Origin of the sequence: Vibrio sp. 10N.222.54.A3, assembly GCF_041474095.1 — a bacterium.
Lineage (GTDB): Bacteria > Pseudomonadota > Gammaproteobacteria > Enterobacterales > Vibrionaceae > Vibrio > Vibrio crassostreae_C.
Map to the genome: position 1 here is coordinate 1 of NZ_JBFRTN010000009.1, position 17,461 is coordinate 17,461.

11 protein-coding genes are annotated in these 17,461 nt (G+C 44.0%); 10 read left to right on the plus strand and 1 reads right to left on the minus strand.

The genetic code is table 11. The features are described 5' to 3' along the window. The coding region (locus AB4507_RS02530) for a tandem-95 repeat protein (protein ID WP_372182177.1) at positions 1-2,663 on the minus strand (2,663 nt) is incomplete at its 3' end. A gap of 190 nt (positions 2,664-2,853) precedes the next feature. Between AB4507_RS02530 and AB4507_RS02535 the strand changes: the two genes are divergently transcribed. From AB4507_RS02535 to AB4507_RS02580, 10 genes are all read left to right on the plus strand, one after another. Continuing rightward, positions 2,854-3,204 carry a hypothetical protein gene (locus tag AB4507_RS02535; protein WP_017060458.1) on the plus strand — a complete coding sequence of 117 codons (351 nt, stop codon included), beginning with the start codon at positions 2,854-2,856 and terminating at the stop codon, positions 3,202-3,204. A gap of 12 nt (positions 3,205-3,216) precedes the next feature. Continuing rightward, positions 3,217-4,566, plus strand: a complete 1,350-nt coding sequence (locus AB4507_RS02540; RefSeq protein ID WP_017060459.1) for an HlyD family type I secretion periplasmic adaptor subunit — start codon at positions 3,217-3,219, stop codon at positions 4,564-4,566. Between the two features lie 3 nt (positions 4,567-4,569). Continuing rightward, complete coding sequence (locus tag AB4507_RS02545) at positions 4,570-6,801, plus strand: response regulator (RefSeq protein WP_372182178.1); 2,232 nt, start codon at positions 4,570-4,572, stop codon at positions 6,799-6,801. After that, entirely contained in the window at positions 6,776-8,200 is a 1,425-nt protein-coding gene (locus AB4507_RS02550) for a TolC family protein (RefSeq protein ID WP_372182179.1), read from the plus strand. The genes AB4507_RS02545 and AB4507_RS02550 overlap by 26 nt, the downstream gene beginning before the upstream one ends. After that, positions 8,190-9,776, plus strand: coding sequence for an ABC transporter transmembrane domain-containing protein (locus tag AB4507_RS02555; RefSeq protein WP_052879653.1), 1,587 nt, complete (start codon positions 8,190-8,192; stop codon positions 9,774-9,776). Before AB4507_RS02550 ends, AB4507_RS02555 begins: the two co-directional genes overlap by 11 nt. Beyond that, complete coding sequence (locus tag AB4507_RS02560; RefSeq protein WP_102321118.1) at positions 9,773-11,911, plus strand: ATP-binding cassette domain-containing protein; 2,139 nt, start codon at positions 9,773-9,775, stop codon at positions 11,909-11,911. The genes AB4507_RS02555 and AB4507_RS02560 overlap by 4 nt, the downstream gene beginning before the upstream one ends. A gap of 108 nt (positions 11,912-12,019) precedes the next feature. Continuing rightward, on the plus strand, positions 12,020-12,394 hold the full coding sequence (locus AB4507_RS02565; RefSeq protein WP_017060464.1) for a hypothetical protein: 375 nt from the start codon (positions 12,020-12,022) through the stop codon (positions 12,392-12,394). A 213-nt stretch (positions 12,395-12,607) separates the two neighbouring features. Then, positions 12,608-15,811: a response regulator gene (locus tag AB4507_RS02570; RefSeq protein ID WP_136982104.1), complete on the plus strand. Its 3,204-nt coding sequence runs from the start codon at positions 12,608-12,610 to the stop codon at positions 15,809-15,811. A gap of 10 nt (positions 15,812-15,821) precedes the next feature. Beyond that, positions 15,822-16,298, plus strand: coding sequence for a hypothetical protein (locus AB4507_RS02575; RefSeq protein WP_017060466.1), 477 nt, complete (start codon positions 15,822-15,824; stop codon positions 16,296-16,298). A gap of 1 nt (position 16,299) precedes the next feature. Then, positions 16,300-17,391 (plus strand): porin, encoded by a 1,092-nt coding sequence (locus tag AB4507_RS02580; RefSeq protein WP_102321120.1) that lies wholly within the window; start codon positions 16,300-16,302, stop codon positions 17,389-17,391. Positions 17,392-17,461 lie beyond the last annotated feature (70 nt).

Genomic DNA, 17,461 nt, shown 5'->3' on the forward strand with positions numbered 1-17,461 from the left:
TTAACTGGGTTAACGGTTAGGTCTGCTGAAGCTTGAACGGTATTGGTGCCATCAGAGATATCAAAGCTGATATCGATGTCACCATTGAAGTTCTCATCTGGCGTAATCGTGAAGCTGCCGTCATCGTTGGCTACAACCGTCGCATCACCGCCAACCGTAAGGTCGCTAGCTGTCAGGTCATCGCCTTCTACGTCAGACGCTTGAGAAAGTAATTGCTCTTGGCTTAGACGGATAGAACCATCTTCATCGATTGAGTACGCGAGGTCACCCGATACAGGCGCATCATCAACTGCCGTAACGCTCACATCAATGTTAGCTGATACCGTATCGGTGCCGTCTGAGACATCGAAACCGAAGTTTACGTCGCCATTAAAGTTTTCATTAGGAGCGAAGGTGTACGTACCATTACCGTTGTCGGTCAAGATACCGTCACCACCGTCGTAGGTCACACCTTCAACCGTTAGGTTGTCACCTTCAATGTCCGTTGCGCCTGTAAGCAGATCCGCGTCTGTGAACAGTAAAGTACCGTCTTCTTCAACACTGAATTGCTGATCTTGAGGAACTGGCAGGTCATTGATTGGGTTAACGGTTAAATCGGCAGAAGCTTGAACGGTATTGGTACCATCTGAGATATCGAAGCTGATATCAATGTCGCCATTGAAGTTCTCATCTGGCGTAATCGTGAAACTGCCATCATCGTTTTGAGTAACGGTTGCATCACCGCCAACCGTTAGGCTGCTGGCAGTCAGGTCATCGCCTTCCACGTCAGAGGCTTGTGATAACAGTTGCTCTTGGCTTAGACGAATCGAACCGTCTTCATCGATTGAATAAGCTAAGTCACCAGACACAGGCGCATCATCAACCGCAGTTACACTCACATCGATGTTTGCAGAGACCGTATCGGTGCCGTCAGACACATCAAAACCGAAGTTTACGTCGCCATTGAAGTTTTCATTCGGTGCGAAGGTGTATGTGCCATTACCATTGTCGGTAAGAATACCGTCACCGCCATCGTAGGTCACACCTTCAACCGTTAGGTTGTCGCCTTCAATATCAGTCGCACCTGTTAATAGGTCAGCATCAGTGAAAATAAGTGTGCCGTCTTCTTCAACGCTGAACTGTTGGTCTTGAGGTACTGGCAGGTCATTAACTGGGTTAACGGTTAGGTCAGCCGATGCTTGAACCGTATTGGTACCATCTGAGATATCGAAGCTAATATCGATATCACCATTGAAGTTCTCATCTGGCGTGATGGTGAAGCTGCCGTCATCATTAGCTACAACCGTTGCATCACCGTCAACCATTAGGCCGCTAGCAGTAAGGTCATCGCCTTCAACATCAGATGCTTGTGATAACAGTTGCTCTTGGCTTAGACGGATAGAACCATCTTCATCGATTGAGTACGCTAAATCGCCTGACACCGGTGCATCATCAACGGCAGTTACACTCACATCGATGTTGGCAGAGACCGTATCGGTGCCGTCTGATACATCGAAGCCGAAGTTTACGTCGCCATTGAAGTTTTCATTTGGCGCAAAGGTGTACGTACCGTTGCCATTGTCAGTAAGAATACCGTCGCCACCATCGTAGGTCACACCTTCAACTGTAAGGTTGTCACCTTCGATGTCTGTAGCACCAGAAAGGAGGTCAGCGTCGGTGAATACAAGAGTTCCGTCTTCCTCGATTTCAAACGTTTTATCTTCAGGAACAGGCGCGTCATTAATCGGGCGTACCGTTAAATCAATTGCGCTGCTAATCGTTTCTTGGCCGTCACTGATGTCGAAAGTAAGGTCAAGTTCACCATTAAAATCAGCTGAAGGAACAACGGTGAAAGTACCATCACCATTGTCTTGAACTGTTGCATCATCACCAACTTGAACGTTAGAAGCAACAAGCTCGTCCCCATCTACATCACTTGCGTATTCGAGTAATTGTTCTTGAGTGAATGTTATGGAGCCATCTTCATCCATGATGTAAGCCAGATCTTGTTCAGCTTCTGGCGCATCATTTTCACTTTCCACTTTGATTTTAAACGTTTCGCTTACCGTTTCAGAATCAAAGTCATCCTCTACTTCGCTAATGGTCTCTTCGTCAGAAGCTTGAACATCAACTGCAAACGTCTCTTCTACTGTTTGTGAATCTAGCTCATCACCAACTTGTTGGTCACCCGACTCTGAAGATGTCGCACTCGGCGCTGCTGAAGTACGCGCAGCTTGGCCTTGTTCTTCATTACCTTCAGCGTCTACACCACCTGTCGCAGCCTCTGCGATATCACCACCTACAGCTTGTGCGCCCGCTCCAGCACCGCCACCACTGCCAGCAGCGTTATCCGAGCCAGCTTCAGAAGCGGCTCCACCAACTACATTGGATTGTGCAGCGTCTGAATCTCCATCACTTTCTGGCGTCTCTTCTTGCACAGCCGCACCAGAAACAGAGGCATCTTCAGCATTACCTGCACCACTCGGATTTTCGTCTAAAGCCTGGTTAACTTCGTCTGCCGCATCCGCATTTTCAGCACCCGTCGCTATTGTCGACGCAATCGTGTTTTGTTGATTTTGCTGATTCTGCTGTTGGGAGGGCGTACCCGCGTCGTTCGTGTCCGTTTGTTCTACCGCGTCATTTAGATCTTCATTTTGGTTGTTTTGGTTATTTTCGCCTGCCATTACAGCCTCCGTTGCTACTAGCTAACTGATCGTATTTATAGAGGCATTAAAGGACATCATTTTGAAAAACCAATTTTTTATACAACATTTTTCATAATTTCTTTTTAAAGAGAAAGAATCAAAAAAAATTTGAAAACTGCCTTTAAAGATCCTTAGTTATTGTGATTAAAGCAATTAAGGCAGTGGAGCGATGATAGACATGACGAATTTGTTGCGCTCGGTCGACAACAACCACAAAGGGCTGCAATTGCTATTAGGCGACTTTTACAATGACTTTTCTGACGCAGCCCTAAATATAGAAGCGCTTCATAACGGTAATCATTTTGATGAACTCAATAGTTACTCAAAACGATTGAAGACCATCTTAACGTTGCTTTGCGACCAAGACCTTCCGCCAAAAATGGCCAAATTGGAACACTTGAGTAGACACGAGTTTCCTGCGCCGGAAGATCTAATAGAGGATGTAAAAACTGAATTGCACAACGTCAATCGACAAATCAACCACTTGTTGGATATTAAGGAAGTAATAGATGGCAAGTAACCGAGGTCAGTCATGAGCAATAACCAAATAGAACATCACCTCAGAAAAGCACTCGTTTCCAATAACGAGGCTTCTAAGGTCACAGCTGATGACACTATTGTGCTTGCTAGTGCCATGACCAGCGTTCACAAAACGTTGCTCATTATATTCTTGCTCGCTTTGGTCGCTATTGCGGTGGCGTCACAAGCACGTATCGATATTGTTGTTTCTGTACGTGGCGAACTGCTATTGGAATCGGATGTTGAGAAAGTTCAGCATTTAGAAGGCGGGATATTAGAAGAATTGTTAGTCAGAAAAGGGGAAGTCGTTTATGAGGGCCAACCTATCGCTCGAATACGCTCACTTGACCGTAACACTCAACTTGATACCGTCAATACTGAAATTATTCAGATAGAGCTCGATAAGATTCGTTATGAAAGCTTACGCGACATGATAGAGCCTAACTTCGACGCTTTCATTGAGAAATACCCTGAGCAAGTTCAGGTCAACATGAATACCTGGAGACAAGAATTCTCTAAAAACCGTTCAAATGAAGAACTCATTACACACGATATTAAGCACAAGAACTCGTTGATCAGTTCAATGTTAAAGCGTCGCAAAAGTTCAGAGAATCAACTCTCTCTGATACGTAAGCAGCTCAACATCAAAAACACCCTCTATAAAGAAGAGATGGCGTCTTATGTCGACGTTCTTAACATGAAAGTACAAGAGTCGAATATGGTGCGTGAGATTGAGAACCTTGACGAATCTGTGATGAATGAGCGTTTCCAACTCGACAAACTGGAAAAGCAACACCGTGACTTGGTTGAGAATCGAAACTCTGAGTACCAAGCACAAATCATTCAAGCGAACAAAGACCTCAAGCTAAAGCGAATCTTACAACCGCAGCATTCCGACAAGGTTGATCGCCTAGTCGTCTACTCGCCAGTCGATGGTGTGGTCGATAAACTTCACTTCAATTTCCGTTCTGCTGTGATTCCGCCAGGAGAAAGTATCGCCGATATTGCCCCAATAAATAATTCGTTACACGGTGAAGCGAAGATCCCACGTAAAGACATGGGATTTGTCGAAATTGGTCAGGCAGTGAAAGTAAAAATGGATACCTATAACTTTGCAAAATACGGGTTTGTTGAGGGAACCATCGCCTCAATCAGCCGTTCATCATACGAAGAAGAAGACGCTGAATTCTATTTAGCTGAGATTGAAATTGACCGAAACTTTCTTGAACGAGGAGGCACTCAATACAAGTTATCACCTTACATGGAGTTTACCGCTGATGTGAAAACAGGCTCGCGTCGCGTGATCGAATACGCTGCGAAACCGGTGATGTCAGCCATCGAGGATGCTTTCGATGAGAGATAATCAATGAGCGGTAAACCTTCGTACAATATTTCCATACCCGCCCTACGTCTAAGCATACTATTTAGCGTGGTATTGGCTGCGCTCGCTTTCTATTTATACTTTTCTTGGTCAAAAATAGATTCAGTCGCACAAGTGCAAAGCGCCCCACTGCTCATACAAGCCCAGAAGCTTAATCAGACCATAGAACAAGATATTCAAACTCTGCAACAGTGTTTAAGTACCAACACTTGCGGCACTAACGAATTCAACCTGGTTAACTTGAAGCTTGAAATTGATGAATTTCGCTCTTTAGCCTCGTTGAACAAAACCGAGTTCAGCTTGGTTGGGGCAACTGAATACACACAACTGGAATTGGCGATTAATCGTTTCTCCGATAGCGCAAAAACACGTAACGACGTATTAGGCTTGTACCTTTCATTGACCAATAACTATCTGCAGATGGACGACAACTATCGCACCATGTTTAACAACCATGCAAATGACTTAATGTCAGAAAAAAACGAGTTCTTTATCTGGTTGTTTATGGTGGTCGTGATATTGGCTGTGATTACGATTCTATCCAACTCAGTTGCTATGTTGAAACTGAAAAAATCCAGCTCCAACGAACGAGAGATCGACTATGAATTCGATGCCCTGTATCAAGAACTGAAGCAGCTAGATTTACAACGTCTTGAAGAGCTTCTTAATGAAGTGAGCATCAACCCCAAACAGCGTCAGATCTACTCTCATCTCAAACTTATCTTCAGTAAATTAGAAGACCAAAAGCGCAACAACGATCTCTACAAACAACTGTATGCGCTGATCGGCTATGAGATTCGCGGAATTACAAACACCATCAACGGTGGCGTCCAATATCTGGTTCAAGAAACCGATGAAAACGGCGTGTTGATGGCGAACGATATTACCTCTGCGTGTAGCACACTATCTGAGTTAGCAGAAAACTATAATCGCTTGATTTCACAGGGTACGGAAAGTAAGTCGAAAGAATTTTCACTACTCAACGTCTTGTCGGAATTGATGATTCATATCAGTGCCAAAATTCAGCGAAATGAAGGCGAACTTGACTGTTTTATCTCAGACAACTTACCGAATCGTGTTGCAGGCCAATCCACCAGCTTATTCTGGATACTGTTCCTTCAACTTTCTAACGCTATTCAACTCAAATCAAATAAGAAGCTGTTTGTGACGATTGAATCGGGTGCGGCTTCTGACATGGAAAATACCCGTGTCACCATCAACCTCAACTTCTTATCAACGCTGGATGTCTCTGTTGCCAAGCTCAATAAACTCCATTGGAGCGCCCACAAAGACCATACAGCCAGCACAGATGACTTAGCAAAAAGCGTATTAAAAGATTACGGATATTACGAGAGTCACTGGTTCCAATCAGGGGCTCAGGAACGTTTCCAGATTGAACTGGATCTTAAGGCTAAGAACTTCCACACAGAGAAAACTCGCTTTGATGGCAAGCGTTTACTCTTGTGTGCTAATACTCAAGTTCGCATCGATGTGATGAAGAAAATGCTCAGTAACTTGGGGCTTGATATCACCGAGATTCGCACTGCAAATGAGCTTTTCTCAGCGGCGAAAACGTTCGGTGATTACGATGCGATAATGTTGACCGATACCTTTGAACCCAACAAGCTGCCGTCGTTGAGCAAGACGGTGAAATCTCAGCTTAAGAACCACCCAAATACCAAGTTACTGTTGTCAGTGACCAACACTCAGCAAGCACAAGAGTGTCATAGCTTCGTCGACAAAATCATCAACGCTCCTGCTATCCCTTATGAGTTCATTCCAAACCTACTCACCATTATGGAAGCGGAAGCATCGGAAGAACAGATGGAAAACAGCTCATTCCTTATCGTAGAGGATGACCGAGTTCAACAAATTTTACTGAAACGAATCTTGACCAAACAAGAATATGAACCAGACATGGTTGGCGATGGCGCCGATGCCGTGAAGCACTTTATGAACAAGCGTTCTGACATCATCTTCATGGATTGCATCATGCCGGGTATGGGTGGCATCGAAGCCACAAAACGCATTCGCCAATTCGAACAAGAAAACGAGAAAAACCCTTGTACCATCATAGGTGCAACCGCATTGACCAGCAGTAACGAACACCAGGCTTGTATTGAGGCCGGAATGGATTACGTAATCAGCAAACCTTATAAAAGCGACCAAATCATCAAGGTGATCAACAAGTATGTGGCGGTACAAAAACTTAACTAGCAGCATCATAGCTGCGCTTACATTAAGCACGACACCTTCAGCATCGGCGACTACCCTGCTTGAGGCGGTAGAACTCGGTCTGCAGAACAGCCTTTCTCTTCGGGCGAGTGATAAAGGGGTCGAAGAGAACGAGTACAACATTGGTATCAGCCGCTCAAAATTTCTTCCTTCCCTCAATGGTGCTGCCGATACCACATGGAATGAAAATGAAACCTTGCTATCAAGTGTGCCTGATGAAACTTCAAGCTATAACTCGAACAGCTACAGCCTTTCCCTTTCTCAATCGATCTTCAATCTGGGCGATATTTTCAAATATGGGACGGCAAAGCTCGACTTCAACATTGAAGAGATTAAACACGAGAACAAAATCCAAAGCACTATTTCAGAAATCGGCTCTCAATACTTTGAGTATTTGAAAAACAACGCACAAATTAAAGCGACCAAGGTAGAGCTTAAGTCGTCTGAGACGCGTGAACATCAGATGCGACGCAATGTGGAACTCGGCAATACAGCCGCCAGTGAGCTTTACGAAGTGATTGCTCAGAAAGAAGGTGTGTCGAATCGATTGAGAACCTTGCAGAAAGACCGTCGCGTCATTCTCAACGGGCTATCGATTCAGATTCAATACCCTATCACTCCGTCTCAAGATATCTACGAAAGTGTGCCTTTAAAAGAGATAAACGACACCGAACAACGATCAATCATGGATCAAGCGTTAAAGCTCAACAACGACTTGTTAGTGGCTAAGAAAAACGTCGAGAGAAGCCGCAGAAGCTTAAAAGAGAGCGGTTCGAACTTCTTACCGACCGTATCGCTTTCAGCCAGCTATCGACACGATGACGCCAATAACTTCGACAAAACCGACATTACAGCGACAGGCGAAAGTAACTCAACCAGTGTTGGGTTAAACCTAGCAGTTCCTATCTTGTCTGGTGGCTCTGATTACTACGGCTATCAAAAATCATCGACGGCCATCGAACGTACTGAGCTGCTTTACCAAGATTCGCTTTACACCACACGTAACAGTGTGAATACCTCCGTGCTCAACATTAACGATTTCTCGCAGTCTATAAGCAGTTACGAAAACATCATTCGCGCCAACTACGCGTCTTATAAAGGGATCCAAAGAGCCTACCAATTGGGCACGCGTACTATCACCGACTTGCTGGCGGCGGAAAGTAAACTATTCAGCGCCTTAAGAGACTACGAAAGCGCACGATACGACTACATCATCGAGACCATCAAGCTTGAGCAAATTAAGGGAATACTCTCAATTCAATCTATCGAAAGCGTGATGCAATTAATGAGCGATATTGAGGGACGAGACAATCAAGATTTGGTGCCTAAACATCTTCTCTCAACGGAGTCGTTGAGGAAAGGAGGTCGCAATGCAAACTGAGCAGTTTTCGCAAAAGATCAACATGGCAGATAAGTGTTATCTGACTTTCTCAACGATAATATCGACCCTGTTTGGTTTGGTACTGCCCTTCTCTATTCTGATCATTTTTGACCGAGTGTTACCCAACCAAGCACAAGATACGCTGTTCTTATTGTTCGCGATTATTTTGATTTCCATCTTCCTCGACTACCACTTAAAAAGTCAGGAAGAGAAGATATCTTCCGTTATCATGAGGCAGTTTGAAACCAACCTAACCAACAAGGTATTCCAATCCATCTGTTTGGCGGAAATATCTAAATTCCGTCGTTTGGAACCAGGCGAATACCTAGAACGAATCTCAACCATTCCTGAACTTAAGACCTTCTTTGGTGGAGAATCGGTTCGAGCGCTTATCAACCTTGCTGTTAGCGTGATTACTATACTTATCATCGGTCTCATCAACATATGGGCAGGTATCACCCTTCTAATTGCCTCGGCTGTCTTAGCGATTTTCGCTTGGAGTCTTTCCAAACAGAAAATTGGTAGCTTGCAGAATAAGTCAGACATCGAAGGGTTAACTACCTCCAAAATCATTGAGATCATCTCTAGCCCGCTTGATATTAAAGCGCGAAACATGGAGTACCGCGTTGAAAGCCTGATGACACAAATGGTCGAAGAGCGTGAAGTGGAGAACATCAAATATGAGCAAATCGAGTCGAACTTTGGCTTGATTTTGGCGCTCATCCAACAGCTATCCATTGCTTGCGTTGTTGTGGTCTTGGCGACTGCCGTAATCAATATGGAATCGAGTCAAGGCATCATGGCCGCGATCATCATGCTAACCAACCGTTACTTTGCGCCATATCAACAGGTAATGAGAACCGCGAGCCGCTGGGAGTTAAACAAACTCCATATCCAACGTATCGCTGACCTCCTTGAATTGGCCGCCTCTGTTGAACACCAACATGAAACAACAGAAGTTGAACGTATTTCGGTTAAGTATTCTGAAAAGCAGCGTATCGAGTTCGAACTCGGACAAGCCTATTTGCTGACAGGGAAAAGTGGTTCAGGTAAGACCCACCTCGCTAACTGTATTACGCGTCAGAACAGTGATAGCAAACTCGATATCATGATTAACGACACGCCTTTGGATGACGTCAATTACAACGTTTGGCGTAACAGTGTTCTGATGGTTGATAAGACCAGTTCGTTCGTAGAAGGGACGATTATCGATAACCTGACCTGTTTCCGACCAAGCTTGAATAACACGGCGTTTGCACTGTGTGAAACCATGAACATCAAAGCGCAAATTGATGGGCTTCCTGCCGGGTTTTATACAGAACTCAAAGGCCATATGCGTAACCCATTCTCTCGCCAAGTTGGCTACGCCTTATTATTAGTTCGTGCCCTGCTCGCCAGTAAGCGTGTATTGATATTCGATGACATCGATTGTGTCTTTGATGAGGAATTTGCGAGAGTCGTTCTCACCAGTACGGCTTATCGCGCCAATGACAAAATATTGATCATCGCCAGCAATAAAATGGACAAACTTAATCACCGCCTCAAACGCGTAAAACTTACCGGAGGTGACCAATGAGTATCCTAGTTGACTTCAATAATGTGCCGCAACGTGTCTTGGATTTTGAATCTAGTGGATACGACGAACGTTACAGTCAATCGCCACTTATTCGTGGTTTGGCCTACACCCTGATAGCACTCGAATGGGAAGGCACACCCGCAATACTCAGCGATGCTTTTATTCCAAAACCCAAAGATGGCGACAGCTTTACAGCAACCATAGAGCGCCTTGGATATCGCTGTGATGTTACTAAACTAAAGACACTCGAGAATATCGATAAGCACCCACACCCATGCTTTATTGAAATAGAGAATCTAAGTGCGATTTTCTTAGGCACCAAAGATGGAAAGTTGCTGCTGTTTGATTACACGAACAACAACACCATTGAATACCCAATGTGTAAAAAGCCCTGCTTGCTGATTGCGATTAGCGAATATTCTCGTCTGTTCCGCGAACCACCTCCGGAATCGCAAGACAGAAGTAATTGGATTAAATACGCTTTCTATCGTTATAACAATGAACTTAAAAGCCTGATCATTCTGAGCTTCGTCATCAGTATTCTCGGTGCATTGCAGCCATTCTTTATTATGAGTGTATATAACTTCGCACTGACTTCGAGCTCCGAAGCCACACTCTATTGGTTAACCTTATTCGCCATTATTGTTGGCTTCTCGGAGTATTTCTTTAAAAAGATGCGGGTAAATATCATTGCCACGTCCGGTAAAGATCTCGCCGTGCACATCTCGCAAGCCGTTATATCTAAGCTGCTGTGGCTACCTTATGCGATGACATCTACAGCTGGGGTCTCTTCTCAGTTAGCGCGTTTGAAAGATATCGATACCTTCCGACGCTTGGTGACCGCAGAATCAACGCTTAGCTATTTTGATATGCCGTTTGTGATTGTATTTATCATCGCCATTGCTCTGATGTCTGGTACAGCGGCATTGGTGGTGATGGGCGGCTTAATACTGATGTTAGTGTTCTGTATTTACTCGCGCTATATCTACTCGCAAGCCACATCCAAAAGTTCGCGTGCCAATGCGATGGTTTCGTATCAATGGAATGAAATTCTTCGTGGTATCAAGACTATCCAAGGCCTGCCTTTACTTCGTGTCGTTCAATCTCGATTCAGCGCATCGCATATGCAAAGCACCAGCGATGCAGAGAACGTTGCCGTAACGAACAGTAAGATTCAGGCCGCTGGCGGTAGTTTGATCCAAGTGATTGGCACAGCAAGTATCGTGACTGCAGTTATTGGCGTGATGGAAGGTACTTCTGATGCGGGTGCCATGCTCGCGACCGTTATTCTGGTTTGGAAAGCGTTAGGCCCAATCATGGGTATCTATAACTCAATTTCCAAGTTCCAGTCGATCAAAGCTTCGTCCGCACAGATCAACAATTTAATGTCGATGAATGACGACAAATTAACCTTAGAGAAAAGCCCGCCTATTCGCCTGTTCCAAGGCAGCATCGTGGGCAGCGGTGTCAGTCACCGATACGCGGGAGCAGCAACCGGCTTAACTAACTTGGGGTTCAAAATCCCACCCAGTGCAAAAGTGGTCATTTGTGGCCCAACGGGCTGCGGCAAAACCACCTTAATTTCAATCATTGCTGGGTTAGAAGACCGCTATCAAGGCGCAGTCTCTGTCGATGGTTATAACATTAAACAGTTCAATAGCTACCGTTATCGCACCTCGATTAACTACATCCCTTTTAATTTGCATATTTTTGAAGGCTCACTCGAGACCAACTTCATTTTACACAACGGACTGATTCCAACAGACAAGATGCAAGAGATGATCAGCTTCTTCGAATTAGATGAATGGCTTCCGGAAGGCTTGGCTACTCAGTTAAGCGTGGATAAATGCAAAAGTCTCCCGAATGGAATTCAACAAAAATTGCGTCTGGCACTCGGCTTAGGTAACTGTGAGCAATCTCTGATTATTATTGATGAACCGTTCAACGGTGCAGAGCAAGAAAACGCTCAATACTTTAATCGCCTGTTCTCCGATAAATTGTTGAATAAGACCGTGATTTTTTCGACTAACGACCCTGGTTTGATCGCAACATCAAACATGAGTTTAGTGTTAGAGCCGGATGGAAATTTGAAATATTTTGGCTTAACAGACAAATACTTAAACAGCTTAAGCTAAAACCTCAACGCTTAATCACAATTCGCTATTTAGGGCAATGGATATAATTGACAAATTCATAAACGAGAGGGATGATTCGCCCCAATACCACAGGTAACAAGGAAGAATATGTACACATTCGTTGCAGACAAGCTTGATGTAGCTTACTTATCCGCAATTCCTGAAAACCACCAACTTCAGGAGTGCGATGTACCTGAAGAAGAGATGGAGCTTCGAGAGATCGTTGAGGTTTGGTATGAGTCTGCCTTCCTACCCGCTTTCAATCTTCAGAAAATAGACATTGAGAACAAAGCAGAGCTCACCATCGTACAAATGCACGTATTCAGCAATGATACGAGCACACTCGCCTTCTTACTAAAAAACAGAGTGTATCGCGCCGCACTTAACAGAATGCTCGGTATTTGGACATTAGAACCCTCTGCAAAAACCGTATTAGAGCAACTTCTTTTCGAATTAAGCCTCGATAACAATCGTCCTCATTAGTAAGCTTTTTAAGTGATTCATCAATAAGCATAAAATTAAACAAACTGCCAAACGCTATAAATTACTAATAAAAGAACGCATTTCAAAATAAGCTCTGGAATCACAAGAACTTATACCTCTCCCACACTTACGTAAAATTTACCGTTTCAAAGTTTCCATATCGGCATTTTTATTCTACTGTTTTTATATAACGACAGTTGGATGGATCCTTATATGGCGATTACGGTTTGGAATAACCTTTCAGTCAAACATAAACTCTTTGGCTTAGTTCTACTTCCCATTTCATTATTACTCTTCCTAGCAGGTAGACAGGCTTATATATTAACGACTCAGTTAACCGATTTTGAACGAACCAATCAGTTATCTGTCTATCTTCAAGATATTTCTATTTTGTATAGAAGTACCTTAGCCTCTAGCCCTGAAGAGTTTGCTACTCAAAGCAACCAAGTAAAGGCAGAACTTAAAAACCTGTCTCCCATCATTTTTTTAGACGCATCTGATGAAATGAATCAACTTGTTGCCGATTTCAGCGAAGCGACCTTATCGACGATGCAAGTGACTGACACTTACGATAAATTGGATGCCCTCGAATGGCAGAGCGATTTATACAAGCAACTGTTACTTGAAGTAGAGAAAGTCCCTTTTGAAAACACTAAACGTGAAATTCAACAGCACCTCACTGCCCTTCAACAACTTGAGTGGTTGATGTTTTGGTCGAACGAAGAGTTCAAGCTTGGTAGTTCACTGATTGAGATCTTCCAAATCAGCCAAGAGTACGACCCAGAACTCGCCGAACAGATCAAAACCTTGAGTGAAAGACAGCAATTGTTCTTAGAGCGCTTTGTTTCATTGAACGCCAACGAACATCAAGTTTCTTTGATGGTTGAAGTGTTTCGAAATGATGTGTTTGCTCAAAGCCAAGAGATAAGAAGCGCGCTACTCGACCTAAATACAATCAGCCAACTGACGCCACAAGAAGTGTCTGTCGGCTTAGAAGCGATGAGCGCACGGCTCAACTTATTACAAAGCCTTGGCGGCGTAATCAAGCAAGAGTTTCAACAAGAAGTTGAGCAAGCCATCTATGACGCGCAAATACAACGAACCCTGTTTATTTCAATCGTCGCTTTGCTGGCAGCGATTGTTATGGGTTTAACTCTTAGCTTGGCGAGACAAGTCACTAACAACCTTAATTTGGTGTTAGCTTTCTTAAAAAGCGAAAATGATGACACGCGCCCTTCTTTAGATAAATTAATCCAAGGTAAAGATGAACTCAGTCTGTTTGCTCAGCAAGTTGAACGATTGACCATCGAACGAGAGCTCGCGAAAGAGAGATTGACGGTAGCAAAAGAAGACGCAGAGAGAGCCAAAGAGGATGCCGAACACGCGAAAGACAACGCAATACAAGCCAGCAAAGCAAAAAGTAGCTTCTTGGCCAACATGTCTCATGAAATTCGCACCCCGCTCAATGGTGTTATTGGTATTTCGGAAATCCTCGCAGATACGCCGCTTACACCGACACAACGTGACTATGTTGATACGATCGAAACTTCATCCCAACTGCTCCTTAGCTTAATCAACGATATCTTAGACTTCTCTAAAATTGAGTCTGGCATGCTATTAATCAGCCCGCATTCTGCATCGATTAGAGAGTCGATATACGACATCGCCTCTATTGTGGCACCAAAAGCGAAAGAACAAAGAATATCGATTAACGTTGATATCAGCCCAGATACACCAGCTCGCGTGATGATCGACGATCACCGCTTAAGACAGATCCTAATGAACTTTATGTCGAATGCAGTGAAGTTTACGGCTGAAGGTGGCGTAACACTGTCGATCAAAACACTCGAACAATCTGATGATAATGTCACCATTCGATTTGCCGTTCGCGACACAGGTATTGGTATCGATAAACAACAACAGAAGCAAATATTCGAGCCCTTTGCTCAAGAAGATGACTCAACTACACGTCAATTTGGCGGTACTGGTCTTGGCCTCGCCATCAGTACACAGTTGGTCGAACTGATGGGCGGGCAGATTCAGCTCGATTCAGTCAAGGGGGAAGGCAGCTGTTTCTACTTCGACTTAGAATTACCCGTTGACTTGATACTGCCAAAACCAAGTACAGCAACGGCTGATATTTATGTGCTGGGTAACGAAAACATGCTCTCCGAGCGAATCGAGTCCGACCTTAACCTTTATGGTTTGAAGGTTACCGATAAAACGAATGATATAACGGCAATTACAGAGCAGCTCTCCACTCAAAAACACACTAAACCTATTACTGTTGTTTTCGCCGAAGATGACGCATTCCTAGCTAATACCCACGCAGATAACTTAGAAAAGCTGCACCAAAACGGCATCACTATCTGTTTGATACGTTCCTTCTTAAGTGAGCCAGCGGATCTTGGTGACAGCGTTACTGCACAAGTCGCACAGCCCCTACTCGGCTTGCGTTTAATTAAAGCTATTGAGCTTTGTGATACACGAGGTTTGGCGGAACTATCAGAAGCAAGCCAGACATCAGTCGAGATCCAACACAAAATCCTCATCGTTGAAGACAACAAGATCAACCAAAAAATTGCTGGTCTTCATGTCGGTAAAAGTGGTTTTGAATTCGAGTTCGCTAATAATGGTCAAGAAGCTGTGGACATGTTCACCGCTAATCCTCATTACGCGGCGATACTCATGGACTGCATGATGCCGGTTATGGATGGCTTTGATGCAACAAGCAACATCCGAAGAATTGAAAAAGAAACAGAAGCGACGCGACGCATCCCTATCATTGCATTGACCGCCAGTGTCATCGATGACGATATTCAGAGGTGTTTCGACGTTGGTATGGATGACTATGTACCAAAACCATTCAAGTTCGAAATGCTTAAAGAGAAAGTACTCACCGCGGTAGAAGCTATGCCACTACCAGCTTCCTATAAAGCTCAACCTAAGAAACAACCTGCAACTGTCACTCCAATTATCAACGGGGCTGCGACCAAACGTACTTTGCCTGAAGAAGCGGAACAAAACGCAATTCCGAGCAAATCAGAGAGAATCTTGCTAGTCGAAGACAACCGCGTCAATCAAAAAGTAGCTTCTATCATGCTGAAGAAGGCCGGATATGCCTTTGAAATTGCAGACAACGGACAAATTGCCGTTGATATGTACCAGAACGACAGTAGCTTCGACATTATTTTGATGGATTGCATGATGCCTGTTATGGACGGTTTCACGGCAACTAAGGAGATTCGAGAACACGAGAAAAACCAAGGCTTAAGCAAAACTCCTATTATCGCGTTAACCGCCAGTGTTATCGATGATGATATTCAAAAGTGCTTTGATTCCGGAATGGATGGATACGTAGCGAAGCCCGTAAGAAAAGAAAAGCTATTCCATCAAATAGAAAGTGCGACTTGTTAGGAGATACCTCATGGATTGGATTAGAACAATAAAAACACTTCCCCGCAGAGTCATGTTGCCAGTCGCGGTAGGGCTATTAGGAAGCTTGCTTTTTCTAAGCCCTGCTCACGCCGCTGAAGATTATGCCATATTTTCTTTAGACTCCGGATTTGAAGAGATATCAATAAACAAAGCGCGAAAGCTCTATAGAGGGAAAACTAAGCACCTCAATGGCAAACGTGTTGAACTGTCTGATTGGCCTGAGAACAGTGCCGAAAGAGAGGACTTTTATCAGCTTTTGCTTGGAAAAAATGCCGCTCAAATGAATGCACACTGGGCTGGTTTATCTTTTTCAGGAAAAGCGCGTTATCCAAGAGAAATCAAAACGGCGTCAACCGACAGCTTAGTCGACTGGCTTGATGACAAACCAAACCGTATTGGTTACTCCCCACTCTCTTCGGTTCCTCAAAATGCCAACGTTCTCTACGTTATAAGTTCGGAGAAATAATATGAAAAGAATAATTACGTCAGTGTTATGTGCCTCAATGGCCTCTCCGGCTTTTGCGAATATCGAACTTACCGATAATTTATCCTTGAGTGGCTTTGGCTCAACGTCTTGGGCAACATCGGATAACGATAATCCATTAATCATCAACCGCGGTTTTACTGATGAGAGCTGTTACGACTGTGATACCACATTTGGTGTTCAACTCGATTACTTCTACAACTCATTCAAAGCTTCCGTGCAAGTTGTCAAGCCACCCCAATATGATTGGAGTGAGCCGCAGCTAGAGTGGGCTTACTTAGGTTATGAATTTAATGACTTTGATGTCAGCATTGGTCGATTACGACTACCATTATTCCTTGCCTCTGAGTACTACTATGTAGGCCAAGCCTATATGACCGCGAGGCCACCTACAGAGGTGTATAACAGCGTTCTCGGAATCACAGCTTTCAATGGCATAAAAGTGAGCTGGACTCACGATGTCAGTGACGAAGCTACTCTTTTACTTACTCCGTTTATCGGCATAAAAGATAAAAATGACGTAGATTTCAACTCGACTACAAAACTGGAATTTGAAACCAACCGAATGTTCGGTGCCAATCTTCAATTGAGCGGTGAAAACTATCGTTGGAACTTGTCATTCCTCGACTCCAATTTTGATCAAACCGTTTCTGGCACGATTACAATCCCTGGGACTTCGATAACAGCTCCATTCAGTAGCAAACAAGACAACCAACACATTCAACTTTGGTCATTAGGAGCAGAATACGAACTGGGTCAATTTGTTTTGACAAGTGAAGGACAGATCAGTGACATCTCGTCCTCGATGTACGCTAGTTTGGGCTACAGACTAGATTTATTCACTCCATACGTCGTTTACGGAGCAGAGTTTGATTCTCACGAACACCTAACAGGAAACAGCTACCTAATTGGTGTGGATTACGATGTGTTACCTAACGTCTCCATCAATGGCGAAGTGCAATATTTTGAGGCTCGTAAAGCAAACGGTGCCTTTGTTGAGAATTTCAACGCACTTACTGGTTTTGATGACAAAGATGCCGTCCTTTATACCATCATGTTGAGTTTCGTCTTCTAACCCAAAATTAGACAATCACCATTAAATAAAAGCCCAAGGTAATCAAATAACCTTGGGCTTTTTAATGTCT